A 16,841-nucleotide genomic window follows, 5' to 3' on the forward strand; every position below is an offset into this window, starting at 1 on the left:
CAGTCTCGCCGCTTAGAAGACCGAGAGCAGCTGAAAGAGCCCACGATGACCAGAATATTCAACGACCCGTCCGATTTCGCCGAGGAAGCCCTCGCCGGCTTCTGCGACGTCCATGCGAACCTGGTGCGCCAGGTGCCCGGCGGCGCCGTCCGCCGGCGCCGGCCCCGCCAACCGAAGGTGGCCGTGCTGGCTGGCGGCGGCTCGGGGCATTACCCGGCCTTCGCCGGGCTCATCGGCACCGGACTGGCCGACGGCGCCGTCGTCGGAAATATCTTTACCTCGCCGTCCGCGCAGCAGGCGTACTCCGTTGCGAAGGCCGCGGACAGCGGCGCCGGAGTGGTCTTCGCCTATGGCAACTACGCCGGCGACGTCATGAACTTCGGCCTGGCCAGCGAGCGGCTGGCCGCCGAGGGGATCCAGGTGGACAACGTGCTGGTGATGGACGACATCGCCAGCGCACCGCCGTCGGAAGCCGGCAAGCGCCGCGGCATCGCCGGTGACTTCACCGTCTTCAAGATCATGGGCGCGGCCGCCGAGGCCGGCGAGACACTGCCCGAGGTGGTTCGCCTGGGCCGGAAGGCCAACGATTTGACCCGCAGCATCGGCAGCGCCTTCAGCGGCTGCACCTTTCCCGGCGCCGACGCTACGCTGTTCACGCTCGGGGACAAGATGATGGGGCTCGGCCTGGGCATCCACGGCGAGCCCGGACTGTTCGACACCGAGCTGCCGCCCGCGCGGAAGCTGGGACAGGAACTCGTAGCCCGTGTGCTGGCGGAGACGCCCCATGGTGCCGGCCGGCGGATCGCCGTGCTCCTGAACGGGCTCGGCTCCACGAAACAGGAAGAGCTGTTCGTTCTGTGGCTCAGCGTCGCACCGCTGCTTCGCGCCGCCGGCTACACGCTGGTGATGCCGGAAGTCGGCGAACTCGTCACAAGCCTGGACATGGCCGGCGTTTCCTTGACCGTGACGTGGCTCGATGACGAACTTGAGCCGCTCTGGACCGCTCCCGCCGAGACCCCCGCCTACCGGCGGGGGAATGCCGCCCTCCCCGACGGCGAGGCCGACGAGTCGACGCCGGCCGAGGACACTGCGGTGCCGGAGGCCTTCGCCGCGGCAAACCCTTCACGTGAGTACGCCGGGCAATGTGTCGCTGCCCTGCTGGCGGCCCGCGAGGCACTCCACGACGCCGAGAAAACCCTCGGCGACCTCGACGCCATCGCCGGCGACGGCGACCACGGACGGGGCATGGTCCGCGGCATTGATGCGGCCTGGGCCGCCGCCACCGGGGCCGCGTCCCGCGGCGCCGGTGCCGGGGCCGTCCTGGTCACCGCTGGCGACGCCTGGGCGGACAACGCCGGTGGCACCTCCGGCGTGCTGTGGGGCGCCGGCCTGCGGGCCTTCGGCGAGTCCCTCGGCGACGACCACGTGCCCGGAGCGGCCGAACTGGCGGCGGCCGTGACTGCCTTTGCCGCCCGGATCGCCGAGCTCGGCAAGGCCGACGTCGGCGACAAGACCATGGTGGACGCGCTAGTCCCGTTTGCCGAGACCTTCAGCCGGCTCGCCAGCGAAGGGGCGGGGGCGGATGCCGGCTGGGCGGAAGCGGCGAGCGAGGCTGCCTCCGCGGCGCAGGCCACCGCGGCCCTGCGTCCACTGAAGGGACGGGCGCGGCCCCTGGCGGAAAAGAGCATCGGCACACCTGACCCCGGAGCCACGTCCCTGGCGATGGTGTTCAATGTGTTCGGTCCACACCTTGCCGGTGTACGGCAGCCCGCGGGGGCACGCCCGTGAGCCCGGGGGCTGGGCTCCGGCTCATTGTGGGCGCGGACGAAGCCGGTGTGGACTACAAGGACCAGATCCTGGCGGACCTCCGGGCGGATCCGAGGGTCGCGAAAGTCATCGACATTGGGGTCAACCGTGGCGACGCCCCGGAGCACTTCGCCAAGCCTTACCCGTACGTGGGCATCGCCGCGGGGGAACTGATCCGGGACGGGCAGGCGGACCGGGCCATCCTGTTCTGCGGTACCGGGATCGGCGTCGCCATTGCCGCCAACAAGGTGGACGGCATCCGGGCTGCGACCGCCCATGACTCCTTCAGCGTGGAACGCTCCGTGCTCTCCAACGACTGCCAGGTCCTCACGATGGGCCAGCGCGTTGTGGGGCTGGAGCTGGCGCGGCGGCTCGCGCGGGAATGGATCGGCTACAGCTTCGATCCCTCGTCCGCCTCCGCGGATAAAGTCAAGGTGCTCACGGACTTCGAGGGCTGCTGAACCCCGGCTAGTCCACACTGACCATGATCCGCTGCACCACGTTGTTGCCCATGCCCTGGTAATTCCACGCCGGTTCCAGCGGCTGCACCGCGCCGCTGGCGTCGGTGGCACGGCAGGAGAGCTCGTGTTCGCCGGGATCAGCCACCCACGGCATCGACCACGCGCACCAGGCGAACGGCGCGGCCGGGTGCTCCAGATGGGCCGCGGCCCACTTCCCGTCGATCCCGACGTCGACGCGCTGCACGGCGCCCTGCCCGGACCACGCCCGGCCGGTCAGCATCACCGGTCCGCGGGGCAGGACCCGGCGCCGGGTGAAGAAATCCGGGACGCCCGGGGGAACCATGAGCGAGCGGACCTTTATCCACGTGACCGGGGTGCCGGGATCGTCAGCATCCTGCTGGTAGCGGTAGGCCACGGACTGCTGGAAACCGTCGTAGGGCTTGGTCAGTACCCTGATCGAGGACAGCCACTTCACGCTCGCCATGCCGTACCAGCCGGGCACCACCAGCCGGAGCGGATAGCCGTGCTGCGGCGGCAGGTCCGCGCCGTTCATCCGGTAGGCGAGCACGACGTCGGGCCGCAGGGCCTCGTCGATCGGCAGGCTCCGGGCGAACTGCTGGGCGACGCCGCCCTGGATGCCGCTGTCTGCCCCCGTGAAGAGCACCTCGACGGCGTCGTCCTCCACGCCGGCCTGGGTCAGGAGGTAGGCGAGCGGGACGCCGGTCCACGCCGCGGTGCCGACACCTTCCAGGACCCACGGCTGGCTCAACGGGCGGGGCCGCAGCAGGGACCGGCCGTTGCCGGCGCACTCCAGGGTGACCGGGAGGGTAATGCTCGGTGCCCGGCGCAGGGCCCGCATGCTCAGCTCCACGGCCCGCTGCACCGCGCCGCCGATCTGCAGATGCCAGTGCTCGACGTCGATGAACGGGATGTCGAAGTGCGTGAGCACATAGTGCAGCCCGGGCGGAGTGGTGTCGATCTGCAGGGCCTCGAGCGGCATGGAATGATTCCGCACGGCGAGCTGTAGCTCGTCCGCTGTCAGCGGGCCGTGGCTGGGCTCGCCGGAATGCGGCGCGAGTCTCCGGTCCTGCCGTCGCGGACTCTTCAGGACGCCGGAGCGTCTGGACATTTGCTTTGGCATGGCGTTGCGATTCTTCTCCGCACCGGCCCGTTTCTGGCCGATGTCACCTGAAATCAGGTCTACGCCGCAGCCCGGAAACCGTCAACACCGGGCTACAGCGTGTGCGCCTCGGCCAGGAACTGTTCCAGGCTCAGCGGTTCCCGCCCCGTCAGCTCATGCACTGCCGACGTCGGGCCCGCCAGCTCTCCGGCCGCGATGGCCGTGTACGTGCTCACCCAGGCGTCCACCTGCCACGGCGGCGCACCGAAGGAGGCGCGCGACGCGTAAGCCTCCTCGAGGGTCTCGTTGTGGAACGTGATGGCCCGGCCGGTTCCGGCGGTCAGCAGTTCCGCGCCGCGGGCCAGCGAGATGTTCTCCGGGCCCGTCAGATCATAGGTCCGTCGCACGTGCAGGGCCGGGTCCCGCAGCACGGTGACGGCCGAGCGGGCAACGTCCGCCCGCGCCACGGCCGCCATCACGCCATCCCCGGCCGGGCCGCGGATGACGCCGTCTTCCCCGGCCAGCAGGGGCAGGAAGTCCAGATAGAAGTTGTCCCGCAGGAACGTGTAGTCCATACCGGAGGCCTTGATGCGCTCCTCCGTCGCGAAGTGGTCCCGGCCCAGCGTGAACGTGGAGTCCGGCGCCGCGCCGAAGAACGAGGTGTACACGATGTGCCGGACGCCCGCCGCGGCCGCTGCGTCGACGAAAGCGTAGTGCTGCTGCAGCCGGTCCTCGGCCTCGGCGGCGGAGACCATGAACAGCGTTGTCGCCCCGACCAGCGCCGCCTTCGTCCGCTCCTGATCGGCGTAGGTGGTCACAAAGGGGACGGCACCTTCGAGGTCAGGCGCCCGGGCGGAGTCCCGCACCAGGAGCCGTTGTCGGCTTCCGGCCGCGGCCAGCAGCCTGGCCACCAGGCCGCCCAGGTGGCCGGTGGACCCGGTGACGGCGAGTTCGGGCGCGTTGGGCATGGCCTAGGCCTCGCGGGATGCGGGTGATTTGGTCTGCGCGGGGTCGCGTTCGGCCAGCGGGCCGATGACGGCGTCGATCTTGTCCATGATCACCGGGTCCAGCTTCACGCCCGCGGCGGCCACGTTTTTCGCGATCTGCTCCGGCCGGGACGCGCCCATGATCGCCGAGGCCACGTTCTTGTTCTGCAGCACCCAGGCGATGCTGAGCTGCGCCATGGTCAGCCCGGCCTCCTCCGCGATCGGTTTGAGCTGCTGGACGCCGGTGAGGACCTCGTTGGACATCCAGCGCTCGATCATCCGCGAACCGCCCTTTGAATCCGTGGCGCGGCTGCCCTCGGGGGCCGGCCTGCCGGGGTGGTACTTGCCGCTCAGCACGCCCTGCGCGATCGGGGACCAGACGATCTGGGACAGGCCCAGCTCGGCCGACGCCGGAATCACCTCGGCCTCGATCACCCGCCACAGCATGGAGTACTGCGGCTGGTTGGAGATCAGCTGGAAGCCCAGTTCCTTGGCGAGGGCATGGCCGTCGCGGATCTGGTTGGCCGTCCACTCGCTGACCCCGATGTACAGGGCCTTGCCCTGCCGCACGATGTCCGCGAAGGCCTGCATGGTCTCTTCCAGCGGCGTCTCGTAGTCGTAGCGGTGGGCCTGGTAGAGGTCCACGTAGTCGGTCTGCAGCCGCCTGAGGGAGCCGTTGATGGATTCCATGATGTGCTTGCGGGACAGGCCAAGATCGTTGTGGCCCTTGGGCCCGGTGGGGCCGAACACCTTCGTGAAGACTTCCAGCGACTCCCGGCGCTCGTCCTTCAAGGCTGCGCCGAGGACCGTCTCCGCCGCGGTGTTGGCGTAGACGTCGGCCGTGTCGAAGGTGCTGATACCGGCGTCGAGCGCCGCCCGCACGCACTGGGTGGCGACGTCGTTCTCCACCTGGGAGCCATGGGTCAGCCAGTTGCCAAACGTAATTTCTGAAATCTTGAAGCCGCTGTTCCCGAGGTATCTGAATTCCATGGGTTCCAACGTAGCGGACTTGCCTGCCCGGGGTAAGGGCTCAGCCGGCCTTGCGCTCCTGGGCCGGCTGTTTAGCCTTCCCGGCCGGAAGAGTGCCGCGCAACGACACCAGGGAGCCGGTATCCAGTAGAGACTTCGCCGCGGGCATGGGCGGCTTTTTGAACGCCCGCGGGACGACGCCAAGTGTTCCGTTGGTGTCCGTGGCCGACTGCACGAGGGCTGAGACTTCCTTGATGTCCCGTGCCGGTGCCATGGGGTTGGGCAGGTCCCGGACGGTGACACGGACGGCCGGGCCGGCTTCGGCCCTGGCCCTTGCGGCGGCGCGGGCATCTGCCCGGGCCACGGCGGCCGCCCACTCCGGCGACAACGCCGGCTCCTTCTTGCCTGTATTCCGGGCAGGGCGGCGCGGTTTCATCGTCGCGGCCGGGCGCGCGGGCTTTGCGGTCTTGGCCGGCTCGTTACGAATCCGCTCTTCCCGTACTGCATGTTCCCGTGCTGCGGGGATTCCGCGGAGGAGCCCGGCGGCGGCCAGGACCACGACAGCAGCCAGCCGGCCGATGCCTGCGAGCACGAGGGTGGCGGCGAAGACCATGAAGAGACCGAGGAACATGAAGAACGCCACGCCGAGGGTCCCGAAAAAAGTCAGGTTCAGCGCAATGGTTGTTGGATCTTCCATGTCACCTCTCCTTGCCGGCCTGCTGCAGCGTGGTCCCTGCCGCAAGCACGTGGCAGGCAGGAGCCCCCTTAACAATACGTACTTTTCGCCGGCTCCGTGCCGCCCCGGGCGGTCCCGGCGAAGATGTGTCGAAGCCGTTATCCGCGGGCGGGGCACGGCCCTGCCGCCCCGGCGTCTATAGTCAAAGACAGCCCCGCCGGCGTCGTCCGGCCCGCCGGAAGGACACCTTGTGACGCACGCCGCAGCAGCCGATTCCGAGCGCGCCGGCGCGTCTGGCGCGGACCGGTCCGTGAACCGTCCGGCCGCGCTGTATGAGGGGAACTGCCCGTGCCTGTCCGGCGAACAGTATGTGCACTGCTGCGGGCGGTTCCATCGCGGAGATGCCGAGGCGGCGACGGCGGAGCAGCTCATGCGCTCCCGGTACAGCGCCTTCGTGGTCCGGGACGCAGGTTACTTGCTCCGGACCTGGCACCCGGACACGCGGCCCGCGGAGATGGAGTTTGATGCCGGCATGCAGTGGCGCCGCCTCGACATCCTCTCCACCAGCCGGGGCGGCCCGCTGGACAGTGAAGGCGTGGTGGAATTCGCCGCGCACTACCGGCACGAGGGCGAACGCGCTGTGCAGCGCGAAACCAGCCGTTTTGTCCGGGTGGGCGGGCGCTGGTATTACCTGTCCGGCGTCGTGTCCGGCTGACGCCTCCGGGCTAGCGGCGCCAGGCTAGCGGCGCGCAGATGAGGAGTCCCCGGCTGGGGAGTCACTGACAGAGTGCTCCTCGACCGCCGCCGGGCTGAAGCCGGCCCGATCCACCTTGCGGTGAAAATGCATGCCCGCGAGGCCGCCCAGCACCGCGCCCACCAAAGCCACCAGGGCCACGACAATCGCCGCGATGATGCTCAGGGTGTTCAGCTGGCCCTCGTTGATCGGGATCCGCGGGAAGCTGTTCAGGTTTGCCAGGATGTTGAAGCGCTGCCCGGCGACCAGGCCCAGCACGGCGACCACGATCGCGGCGATCAGGGCCCAGATCCAGACCATGAAGCCTTGCCTGGCGCCGTTGAAGCGGGCCATCCGCCCGGCCACATACCCGCCGCAGTAGTAGGCGATCAGGAGGATCACGAGCAGCACGATGATGCCGGCCAGCCCGACCGTCTGGTTGTTGGAGGCCTGGTCTACGGCATCGTTCACATCGGTGTTGGTGGCCAGTCCGACGGCGGTGCCGCCGGCCGCGACCAACGCGGTGAGCAGCACGGCCGTACCAGTGGCCGCCAGCCAGCCGAAGAATGCCGAGCCGACTTGGATGCCGCCGAACTGTTCCTTCTCGCGGGCCACGACAGTTGCGCGGGTGGGGACCTCTTCGACGACGGTTTCGTGGAGGGGTGCGTCGTGATGGTGTGAGTCACGGACGGGGTCGTCGTGGCGGACCGCTGTAACCGGCGCGGCCGTGGCGTCGTCCTGCGTGGTGTGGCGTGTCGTCTTGTCGTCGGGGCCTGCCGTGCTGCTCATGAGGGCTGCTCACTTTCGCTGAATGACCGGGCACCGTAGGGGTGACAGTCTGGCATCCACCTAACCACGGCGGAATCCGGTTAGCAAGGATGCTTACTATCCGTCGTGGGAGGTTCAGCGGTACTTGCGGTGCAGGTCTTCCCGGACCGAGGCGCGCCGGCTGGCGTCCGCGATCCACGGACCGGTCCCTTCGGACTGGTCAAGGACCCCGGCCTCCAGCCAGGCGTAGTCGCCGGCCAGGGTCTTGCGGGCCAGGGCGTGGTCGGCGTCGTCGGTGTTCCGCCACAGCCGGTCGAAATATTCGTCGACGCGAACACGGGCCTGTTCGCAGTAGGCCTCCGCGAGTTCGTAGGCCGAGGCGCCGCGTTCCGGCTGCGTCCGCAGCAGCATCTCGGCGCGGGAACAGCAGGCCGCCATGGCAAACAGCTCCGCACCGATGTCCACGATCCGGCCCAGGAACGCCTGCTTGTGCTCAAGCTTCGCCTGCCAACGGCCCATCCCGTAGAAGGTCTGCCGCGCCAGGCGCCGGGAGGAGCGCTCCACGTAGCGCAGCTGTTTGGCCAGCCGGCCGAAGTCGCTGTAGGACCGCGGATCCATGCCCGCGCCGGCCACGAGTTTGGGCAGCCACTTCGCGTAGAAGCCGGAGGCGCCGACGGCGGCCTTGGCCTTGTCCGACAGCCGGGCGTCCTCCGAGGCGAGGTCTCCCGCGGCCGCCAGGTGCGCGTCCACGGCTTCGCGGGCGATCAGCAACTTCATGATTTCCGAGGACCCCTCGAAGATCCGGTTGATCCTCATGTCGCGGAGCTGCTGTTCCGCGGCAACGGCGCGCTCGCCGCGGGCCTCGAGCGAGTCCGCCGTTTCAAAGCCCCGGCCGCCGCGGATTTGCACGAGTTCGTCCGCGATGAGACAGCTGATCTCCGTGGACCACAGCTTGGCCAGGGCCGCCTCGATCCGGATGTCCTTCTGCCCGGCGTCGGCCATTTCCGCGGAGAGTTCGAACACGGCATCCAGGGCGAAGGCGCTGGCCGCGATGAAGGCGATTTTCTTGCCCACGGCCTCGTGCTGGCCGATCGGCCGACCCCACTGCGTGCGGGCGTTGGACCATTCGCGGGCGATCTTCAGGCTCCACCGGCCCGTGGCGACGCACAGCGCGGGGATTGAGAGCCGGCCCGTGTTGAGTGTGGTGAGGGCGATCTTCAGGCCCTGTCCTTCCCGGCCCAGCCGGTTGGCGGCGGGGACCCGGACCTGATGGAAGCGGGTGACGCCGTTTTCGATCCCGCGGAGCCCCATAAAGGTGTTGCGGTTTTCCACGGTGATGCCGGGGGAGTCCATTTCCACTACGAACGCGCTAATGCCGCCTTTGTGGGCGGTGCCGTCCGCATCGGTGTGCGGCGGCACGAGGGCCATCACCACGACGAGTTCGGCGATGACGCCGTTGGTGGTCCACAGCTTGACGCCGTCCAGGACGTACGACTCGCCGTCGTCGGAGAGGACGGCCGTGCTGCCCATCCGGGCCGGGTCGCTGCCGACGTCAGGCTCGGTCAGCAGGAACGCGGTGATGGCTCCTGCGGCGCAGCGGGGCAGATATTCCCGCTTCTGGGCCGGGGTGCCGAAGACCTTGACCGGCTCGGGGACGCCGATCGACTGGTGCGCGGAGAACAGGGCGCCGAGGCTTGGGTGAACCGAGCCAAGCAGGGCCAGTGCGCGGCCGTAGTACACGAGGGTGAGGCCCAGCCCGCCGTATTCGCGGGGAATCTTCATTCCGAACGCGCCGAGCTCGGCAAGCCCCTTGAGATAGTCGTCGGGGATCCGGTCATCGCGCTCGATGTCGCGCCCGGACATCGTGCGGCAATAGTCGGTCAGCCGGGCCATGAAGGCTTCGCCGCGTTCGACGTCGTCAGCGGGGGCCCCGGGCCACGGGTGGATCAGGCTCAAATCGAAGCTGCCGAGGTAGAGGCCCTTCGCGAAGCTGGGCTGGTTCCAGCTGGTCTCGCGGGCGGCCTCGGCAATGGCCCGGGCGTCGGCGGCAGTCGCGTCGGGGCCGATGTGGTCCGGCGCCCCGGCGGTCTCCTGCGCCGGGGCGCCGGGTGTAGCAGTGCCTGGTGTTGGAACGTCGGATGCGGTGGCGGGGTCTTCAATGGCGGAGCTCACGGGGCATCTCCTCTAACCGGGTGGCCGGCTTGAGCCCTGGATCCGCCGCGGGTGGAGGACCCTTCAGCTGTCCCGCAATACTACTCGCGGGTAAGTGCCTGTGCTAGGGGAGGCCTGGCCCGGATAGTCGGGCCGGAGGTCCGTGCCGAAGTCGACCTGGAAATCGGCGGGCAACTCCACGGTTGAGGCGTGGTGGACCAGCCGGTCCCAGCCGTGGTTGATGCCGTGGACCAGGCCAACCACCGCGCCGGCCACGAGATACCAGGCGAGCCGGCCCACGCCGACCAGAACCATGGCCGCGAACGCGGACACCATCATGAAGGCGCCGATCATCAGGGCGAACACGAGGGTTCCGATCACCACCATCGTGCCCGTCTCCACTGCGCTTAGGTCGAACTGCATTCTTCCCCCTGCACCATTGCTTCGGTTGAATCAGTAGCCCGAGCGTAGAGTGCCGGAGACGTGCTGAACTAGGGTCCTTTGGACGTTCCCGGCCTCTTGATGCGGGATCGAAATGCTACCCGGGCGTAGGTCACGGCCCGGTCGCGGCAGCCCCACCAATATCAGGCGTTACGCCGGTTGTTCTTGTCGGGACCCGTCGACGGCTCAGTCGTCGTCGTCGTGTTCCGGGGCGCTCTGGTTCAGGACCTGGAAGTCCGCGCCGAGGGCGACTTCGACCTCGGATCCGTCAGTCAGGCGCACTTCCACCTCATAGCCGGACGCGCCGTCGTCGGCCCGCTCCACTTCGGTGACACTGCCCTGGCCTACCTTCGCCAAGGCGGCGCTGCTTGCCATCGCGCGGTCGGCGTCGGTGAGGGCCGGCCCGTCGGAATCGTCGCCCAACTCAAGGTTTCCAATGCTGACTGCGAGGGCGCTCATGCGCTCGGCCTGGAGATCCCTGCCCTGCTGGGTCGCCGCGACCGCGATTGACGCTCCCCCCAGCACCACCGCTGCAGAGGCTGCCCCCGTGATCCACATCGTTCTCTTCCGCATGGTGGTCTCCTTTCAGCTGGTCATTCAAGTGTGCGCCGACTTCCGGGAGCAGACAACGATGAAATTCGGCCGGAGCCCTGCGTTAACCTTGTAGCTGGCAGTTTTTCGAATCCGCTGCCCCGCAGTACCACCCCAAACCATCCTTGGCAGCTGAAGGAGAGTGCGTGTCCCGCTCCGCCGTGTCATCAGCCGACGCCATCAGCGCCCGGCTCCGGGACCTCGAGCTCCTCACCAAAGGACCTGCCTGGGCGCTGACGCGCTCGGCGCCGTGGGTGATCGCCGTGCTCCAGGCCTCCTTCACCCGCACCCGCGCCCAGCTGCCTCTGGAACAGTTCCACGCCGACGTCGACGCCTTCCTCGAGCAGCTCCGCCGGCAGGCCCCGGGCACGGGAGAGCAGCACAGTGGCTCGGCCAACGGCGCACTTTCCGGAAAGAAATATGCGGACGAGTGGACCCGCAAAAACTTCCTGACCCGCCGGAACCAGTCGGGCCAGATCGTGTACGAAGTCACCGAGCCTGCTGCCCGCGTCCTGGCTTTCCTGGACAGCCTCTCGAGCGAGCGGTCCACCCTGAACGGCTCCCGGCTCGGCACACTGCTCGGCGATGTGGAGAAACTCGCCAACGAGACCAACCCGGACCAGAGCGCACGGATTGAATCCCTCGAAGAGGAGATCGACGAGCGCCGCCAGCTGATGGAGGACATCAGCTCCGGGGACTTCGACGGGCTGCTCGACGACGACGAGGCTGTGGAGGCCGCCGGCAACATCCTCGATCTCGCCGCGAGCCTGCCCGCTGACTACAAGAAAATGCGTGACCGGATCGAAGAGCTCGTGGGGGAGCTGCGGAACCAGATCATCGAGGAATCCCTCAGCAAAGGCGCCACCATGGCCCAGGTGCTCGAGGCCGACAAGCGGCTGCGGCAGAGCCCCGAAGGCCGGACGTTCCGCTCCTTCACCGCGTTCCTGGAGGACCCGCAACAGCAGCTGAGGTTCCGGTCGGCGATCGGCGAGGTGCTGAGCCGGCAGTTCGCGGACGAGCTCAGCCACGACGAACGCGAGACCCTCAAGAACCTCGTGGCCGAACTCCGTAGCCAGCACAGCCAGATCCAGAGGATTTACGGCAAGCTCAGCGAGAGCCTCAACACCTACGTCCAAAGTGACGACTTCCGGCAGTCGGTCCGGCTCCGCAAGGTCCTGCGGGAGGCCGAGCAGGCCATCCGCTCCCTGCCCTACGAGCGCGAACGGCCCGGCCTGGTCCGCGGTCCGGTGTTGTTCAGTGCCGGCTTTGAGTCCCTGGCCATGGTCAAGCTCTTCGACCCGGACGAATTCGCGGCTCCGCCCAAGCTGGCCGATCCCATCGCGTTCTCCGACTCGGACCGTGCGCGCTCGCCCCGGACCGCCAAGGCCAAACCGGAAGCCATCCGCGCCGCGCTCGCAGGGGCCTCAACCCTGACCGAGGCATGGGCGCAGCTCCCGGCCGGGGAACGCCACATCAACTCCATCCGGGCCCTGCTGTCGCAGACCCTGCACGAAGGCGCCGGCTTCGACCGCGGGGCCTGGGGTCCCATCGAATTCGAACAAATCGACGGCACCACCCGCACCGCCTACCTGCCCGTCGTCACGCTCGCGAAGGATTGACCATGACTGAAGAGACCGCGACATTGACCATGACTGAAGAGACCGTGACAGAGACCGTGACAACGGACCTGCAGCCCGCACCAGCGCCAGCGGACAACGACGGCGGCCGCGTCCGGAGCGACTCCTTCACAGTCACCCCCCGGGACACATTCGTCGACGGCGCCGCCCTCTACCCGGGCGACACCGGCGTGCTCCCGATGAAAGTCCGGCAGGCGCTCGTGAAGCTGCTCAAGGGCCCGTACATCGACGGCGGCCGCGAGGAAAAACTCTGGACCACGCTCCTGGACAACCAGCTGATCCTGCGCAGCCGCCTCTCCGAACTCTTCCTCACGCTGCAGCTGGACCACGAACGTAAGGTCGCCGTCCTGCGCCCCGTAGATCCCGAAGCGATCGGCGGCAGCACCCGTTCCAGCATCCTGCGCCAGCAGCGGGCACTGAGCCGGGTCGAAACAATCGTCCTGCTCCGCCTGCGCCTGCTCCTGGACCGGCACGTCACCGCCCAGACGGACCCCACGATCACGCGCGAGGAAATCGCCGAACTCGTGGCCCACTATCAGCCCACCGGCCAGCAGGACGCCCTGCGCGATGCCGACGTCGTCAACCGCGCCATCACCAAGCTCCTGGCCCGCCAACTCCTCCTCACCACGGGCCTGGACGACGTCTACACCATCTCCAATGCCCTCCCCCTGGCCCTCCCGTTCGAAAACATCGGCGACATCCCGGCCCAAATCGAAGCCCTGGTCGCGGCCAGCACAGACCAGTCAGGAACAGAACCCCTGCTGGAGCTCGACGCCGACACCCCTGCGACTGTGGAGGATGACTCGGACGACGACGCCGATGCCGTCCCGGGAGTGGCATCGGGCCTGTCGGAGCCGGACGGCCTGCTGCTTGCAGCAGAGCCGTCCGGCGAAGGGGCGGGGGCGGCATCGCCGTCGGCGTCCACCGCAACCACGAACGAAGGAGCCAAGTGAGCATCGCAACCATGCTGCCAATGGGCGAGCTCACCAACCCCGGCCAGATGCGCCTGGCCCTCGTCCAGGTGGTCAACTGGGGCACATTCCATGGCGCCCACACGATGCACGTGGACCGCAACGGCACCCTGCTGACCGGCAATTCGGGCGTCGGGAAGTCCACGCTGTTCGATGCCATGCTTCGGGTCTTCGACGCCCGTCCCCGCTCCAACGAAGCCGCGGCGCAGCGGGCCGGAGGCGCTGTCGAGGACAAGCGCACCACGTTCACGTACATGCGCGGCAAGGTGGGCGACAAGGCCGTGGGCGAGGGCTCGGCGAGTGCGTTCCAGCGCCCCGGCGCCACCTGGTCCGCCGTCGCGCTCACCTTCGACAACGCCGCCGGCACCCGGGTGACGGTCTCGGCGCTGTTCGACCTGCCCAAGAACGGCACGGAGTCCAGCGTCGGCCGGTACTACGTGATCGACAACAAGCCGCTGGACCTCGCGGCGATCGAGGGCATCGCGGAGAAGCGGTTCACCAAGTCCGCGCTCGACGTGATCTTCCCGGACGCCCAGATCTTCGACGTCCACAAGGCCTTCGCCGAACGCTTCCGCCGGCTTCTCGGCATCAACTCGGATCAGGCCCTCCCGCTGCTGCGCGTCATCCAGGCCGGCAAGGGACTCGGCGGCAGCGTCAACACTTTCTTCCGCGACCAGGTTCTCGATGCCCCCGCCACACTCGCCGCAGCGGACGACGTCGTCGAGGAATTCAGCAACCTCATGTCCATCCGGCAGCGCCTCGAGGACGTCCGGCAGCAGCGTGACCAGCTGGCTCCCGTCCCCGGGCTGAACAAGGAATACGCGCAGGCGCTGCTGGACGCGAACCGGCTGCGGGACCTGTCCGGCGAGGAATTCGAGGCCTATAAGCAGCAGCTCGCTGTCACGGTCCGTGAGAAGACCCTGGCCCGGTTGAAAGAGCTCGCCCAGGCGAAGGCCAGTGACCTTGCCGCCGAACGTGCTGTCCGCGATGGCTTCGCCAAGGAACTGCGCCAGCTGGAGGGGGAGTACAACAACCAGGGCGGCAATGCGATTTCCGCGATAGAGCAGTCCCGGGAGAACGCCCGGGTGGGGCTCAAGCTCCGGCAGGAGGTGGAGGAAGCGACCCGCAAGGCGCTGACCGACGCCGGGCTCGAACTCCAGTGGTCGGCCGCCGGCTGGGAACAGGCCCATGAGCACGCCGCGGCACGCTCGGCCGAGCTCCAGGACGATTCCGAGGCGCTTAAGGAACTGCGCTTCGAGGCCTTTGACGGCCACGCCACCAGGAAGCGCGAGCTTGCCGCGGCCCAGCAGGAGCTTGTCTCGCTGAAGACGCGCAAGTCGCTGCTGCCGCCGTCGAGCATTGAAAACCGCAGCGCCATTGCGGCCGCCACAGGCGTGCCCGAGGAGCAGATGCCCTTCGGCGGCGAGCTGATCGACCTCGCCGAGGGCCAGGAACAGTGGCGCCCGGCCGCCGAGCGCGCGCTGCGGAGCCTGGCCACCACGCTGCTGGTCCCGGGAGAGCACTTCGCGGCAGTCACCCGGTTCCTCAACGACCACTCCGTGCGCGGTGCGCTGCGTGCCGTGGACGTCTCGCGGCCCCTGGCCGGCGGCGCGCTGGCCGTCGAGGACGTGGCCGATGGCGATCTGCTGACCAAGCTCAGTTTCCTCACCGACGCCGGACCCCACTCGGAGGCGCTTGCGCAGGCCAGTGCCTGGCTCCGCGAACGGATTGCGCTCGACTTCGCCTACCCGTGCGTGGAAGACCCGGACCAGCTCGCCGGCCTGGAGAAGGGCCTGAGCCTGGGCGGCGTGGTCAAGCGCAACCGCCACACGGTGGAAAAGGATGACCGCTTCACGTCACGGCAGGACTACGTCCTCGGGTTCGACAACGCCGCCAAGCTTGAACTCGTGGCGGCCCAGGTGGAGGACCTGCAACAGGAACTTGCCAAGGCTGCCGAACTGGCGCAAACCCGGGAAGAGTCACACCAGGGCATGACCCGGCAGCTCGATGCCCTGCGCCGTGTGGCCGACGACCACCGGCCCTGGGAGCAGGTCTCGGCAGCGGTGGCCGCGGAGGAGCTCGCCCGGATCGAGCAGCGCCTCAAGGATGCCCTCGCCGCACAGGCGGACCTCGAACCGCTGCGCGCCAGCATCGAAGCCGCGCGGCACAAGCACCAGTCCAGCACTGAGGCCGCGGCCGTGCTGCAGAGCGAGTACAAGGCCCTCGATGCGCGCATGACCGCCGCTGATTCGCTGCTCGACGCGGCACGGAACCGGCTGGGGCAGGCGCCGCCGTCGGACGCCGGCGTCGCCGCCCTGGAACCGTACTTCACCGGTTTCGGCGACGTCCTGGAGATGCACGAGCTCGACAACCTCGCCAACCAGGTCCGCACCCGGCTCCTTGCAGAACTGCATGGGGCCGAGTCCCGCGGGCAGGCCACCTCGGAGCGCCTCACCCGGATTTTCGAGGGCTTCGTCCGCGAATGGGGCACGGCGATTTCCGCGGACCACGGCACGTCAATCGGCGCCGCGGGGGAGTTCGAATCCCGTTACCACGCGATTGTCAGCGACGGGCTGCCCGCACAGGAGGCCGAGTTCCGGCAGTTCTTCAACCAGCGGACCCACGAATCCTTTTCCACCCTGCTGCACCTTCTGGACGAGGAGCGCCGCGCCATCACCAGCCGCATTCTGCCGCTGAACGGGATCCTGTCCGAGGTCAACTTCCACGAGGGCAGCTTCCTGGAACTCGACATCAAACAGACGCTGCCGGCGACGGCGAAGCAGTTCAAGGACGCCATTCAGAACGCGCTCAAGGTCCGGCACACCAGGCCGGGCAAGCCGGTCAATGCGGCGTCCGCCGCCGTGTCCGGGGCGGAGACGGACGCCGACGCCGAGCTCACCACCCGCTACAAGTCGCTCGAAACGCTCGTGAAGCGGCTCGGCTCGCAGACTCCCGAGGACCGGCGCTGGCGTGCCGAGGTGCTGGACGTCCGCGGCCATCTGTTCATCCAGTGCAAGGAGCACCGCGACGTGCAGGGTACCGGTGCCCAGGGCGCCGGCCCCAAGGGGGCGGGGAAGGGTGCGAAGAAGACCGAGGTCTACATGCACGCGGACACCGGCTCCATGTCCGGCGGCGAGCGGCAGCGCTTCACCGCGTTCATTATGGCGGCGGCGCTGAGCTACCAGCTGGGCATCGCCGAACAGGGCTTCACTACCTACGGCACCGTGATGATGGACGAAGCCTTCGTGCTCGCCTCCGAGGAATTCGCCGGCGCCGGCATCAAGGCGCTGCACGAGTTCGGCTTCCAGCTGCTGCTGGCCGCGCCGGAGAACGTGATTGACCTCTCCCGGCACCTGGGGTCGGTGACGGAGATCCTGCGGGACAAGCGCACCAACCGCTCCGGCGTCCTGACCGCCCCGGTGATTGCCCCACGTCAAGGCATGGAGGGCTCCTGGCGGTCCGAGGCGAACCCCGTGGACATCGTCCTGCGCTGACACAACCCTCCCCGCGTTGCCTTTTTGGCGGCTGGAT

General features: G+C 68.5%; 14 protein-coding genes. 6 read left to right on the top strand and 8 right to left on the bottom strand.

All coding sequences use genetic code 11. The features are described from left to right. The first annotated feature begins 45 nt into the window (after positions 1–45). Both AC1DR1_RS16790 and AC1DR1_RS16795 read left to right on the top strand, forming a co-directional pair. The gene (locus AC1DR1_RS16790) at positions 46–1,788 is read left to right on the top strand and encodes a dihydroxyacetone kinase family protein (RefSeq protein ID WP_476992930.1); all 1,743 of its coding nucleotides are present in this window, start codon (positions 46–48) and stop codon (positions 1,786–1,788) included. After that, on the top strand, positions 1,785–2,267 hold the full coding sequence (locus tag AC1DR1_RS16795; protein ID WP_229994224.1) for an RpiB/LacA/LacB family sugar-phosphate isomerase: 483 nt from the start codon (positions 1,785–1,787) through the stop codon (positions 2,265–2,267). Before AC1DR1_RS16790 ends, AC1DR1_RS16795 begins: the two co-directional genes overlap by 4 nt. A 7-nt stretch (positions 2,268–2,274) precedes the next feature. Here the strand turns inward: AC1DR1_RS16795 and AC1DR1_RS16800 are convergent, their stop codons facing one another. The 4 genes from AC1DR1_RS16800 to AC1DR1_RS16815 all read right to left on the bottom strand — a co-directional run bounded on the left by AC1DR1_RS16800 (position 2,275) and on the right by AC1DR1_RS16815 (position 6,039). Next, positions 2,275–3,408: a sulfite oxidase gene (locus AC1DR1_RS16800; RefSeq protein ID WP_476992931.1), complete on the bottom strand. Its 1,134-nt coding sequence runs from the start codon at positions 3,406–3,408 to the stop codon at positions 2,275–2,277. Between the two features lie 92 nt (positions 3,409–3,500). Continuing rightward, positions 3,501–4,355 (bottom strand): SDR family oxidoreductase, encoded by an 855-nt coding sequence (locus AC1DR1_RS16805; RefSeq protein ID WP_229994223.1) that lies wholly within the window; start codon positions 4,353–4,355, stop codon positions 3,501–3,503. Positions 4,356–4,358: 3 nt separating this feature from the next. Further along, positions 4,359–5,363 carry an aldo/keto reductase family protein gene (locus tag AC1DR1_RS16810; protein ID WP_229994222.1) on the bottom strand — a complete coding sequence of 335 codons (1,005 nt, stop codon included), beginning with the start codon at positions 5,361–5,363 and terminating at the stop codon, positions 4,359–4,361. A gap of 40 nt (positions 5,364–5,403) precedes the next feature. Then, entirely contained in the window at positions 5,404–6,039 is a 636-nt protein-coding gene (locus AC1DR1_RS16815) for a hypothetical protein (RefSeq protein WP_229994221.1), read from the bottom strand. 289 nt (positions 6,040–6,328) lie between these two features. On the opposite strand from AC1DR1_RS16815, the gene AC1DR1_RS16820 reads away from it, so the two are divergent. Beyond that, the gene (locus tag AC1DR1_RS16820; RefSeq protein ID WP_229994245.1) at positions 6,329–6,733 is read left to right on the top strand and encodes a YchJ family protein; all 405 of its coding nucleotides are present in this window, start codon (positions 6,329–6,331) and stop codon (positions 6,731–6,733) included. 24 nt (positions 6,734–6,757) lie between these two features. On the opposite strand, the gene AC1DR1_RS16825 is transcribed toward AC1DR1_RS16820, so the two are convergent. The 4 genes from AC1DR1_RS16825 to AC1DR1_RS16840 all read right to left on the bottom strand — a co-directional run bounded on the left by AC1DR1_RS16825 (position 6,758) and on the right by AC1DR1_RS16840 (position 10,684). After that, positions 6,758–7,540: a hypothetical protein gene (locus AC1DR1_RS16825; protein WP_229994220.1), complete on the bottom strand. Its 783-nt coding sequence runs from the start codon at positions 7,538–7,540 to the stop codon at positions 6,758–6,760. A gap of 114 nt (positions 7,541–7,654) precedes the next feature. Further along, entirely contained in the window at positions 7,655–9,586 is a 1,932-nt protein-coding gene (locus AC1DR1_RS16830; RefSeq protein WP_476992936.1) for an acyl-CoA dehydrogenase family protein, read from the bottom strand. Between the two features lie 168 nt (positions 9,587–9,754). Beyond that, on the bottom strand, positions 9,755–10,093 hold the full coding sequence (locus tag AC1DR1_RS16835) for a hypothetical protein (protein ID WP_229994219.1): 339 nt from the start codon (positions 10,091–10,093) through the stop codon (positions 9,755–9,757). A gap of 204 nt (positions 10,094–10,297) precedes the next feature. Beyond that, positions 10,298–10,684 (bottom strand): PepSY domain-containing protein, encoded by a 387-nt coding sequence (locus AC1DR1_RS16840; protein WP_476967539.1) that lies wholly within the window; start codon positions 10,682–10,684, stop codon positions 10,298–10,300. 164 nt (positions 10,685–10,848) lie between these two features. On the opposite strand from AC1DR1_RS16840, the gene AC1DR1_RS16845 reads away from it, so the two are divergent. The 3 genes from AC1DR1_RS16845 to AC1DR1_RS16855 are packed head-to-tail and all read left to right on the top strand — an operon-like array spanning position 10,849 to position 16,804. After that, positions 10,849–12,321: a DUF3375 family protein gene (locus tag AC1DR1_RS16845; protein WP_364744821.1), complete on the top strand. Its 1,473-nt coding sequence runs from the start codon at positions 10,849–10,851 to the stop codon at positions 12,319–12,321. 2 nt (positions 12,322–12,323) lie between these two features. Then, entirely contained in the window at positions 12,324–13,292 is a 969-nt protein-coding gene (locus tag AC1DR1_RS16850; RefSeq protein WP_476967538.1) for a DUF4194 domain-containing protein, read from the top strand. Next, positions 13,289–16,804 (top strand): ATP-binding protein, encoded by a 3,516-nt coding sequence (locus tag AC1DR1_RS16855; RefSeq protein WP_476992932.1) that lies wholly within the window; start codon positions 13,289–13,291, stop codon positions 16,802–16,804. The genes AC1DR1_RS16850 and AC1DR1_RS16855 overlap by 4 nt, the downstream gene beginning before the upstream one ends. Positions 16,805–16,841 lie beyond the last annotated feature (37 nt).

The organism is Arthrobacter sp. P4_F10, from assembly GCF_056401435.1.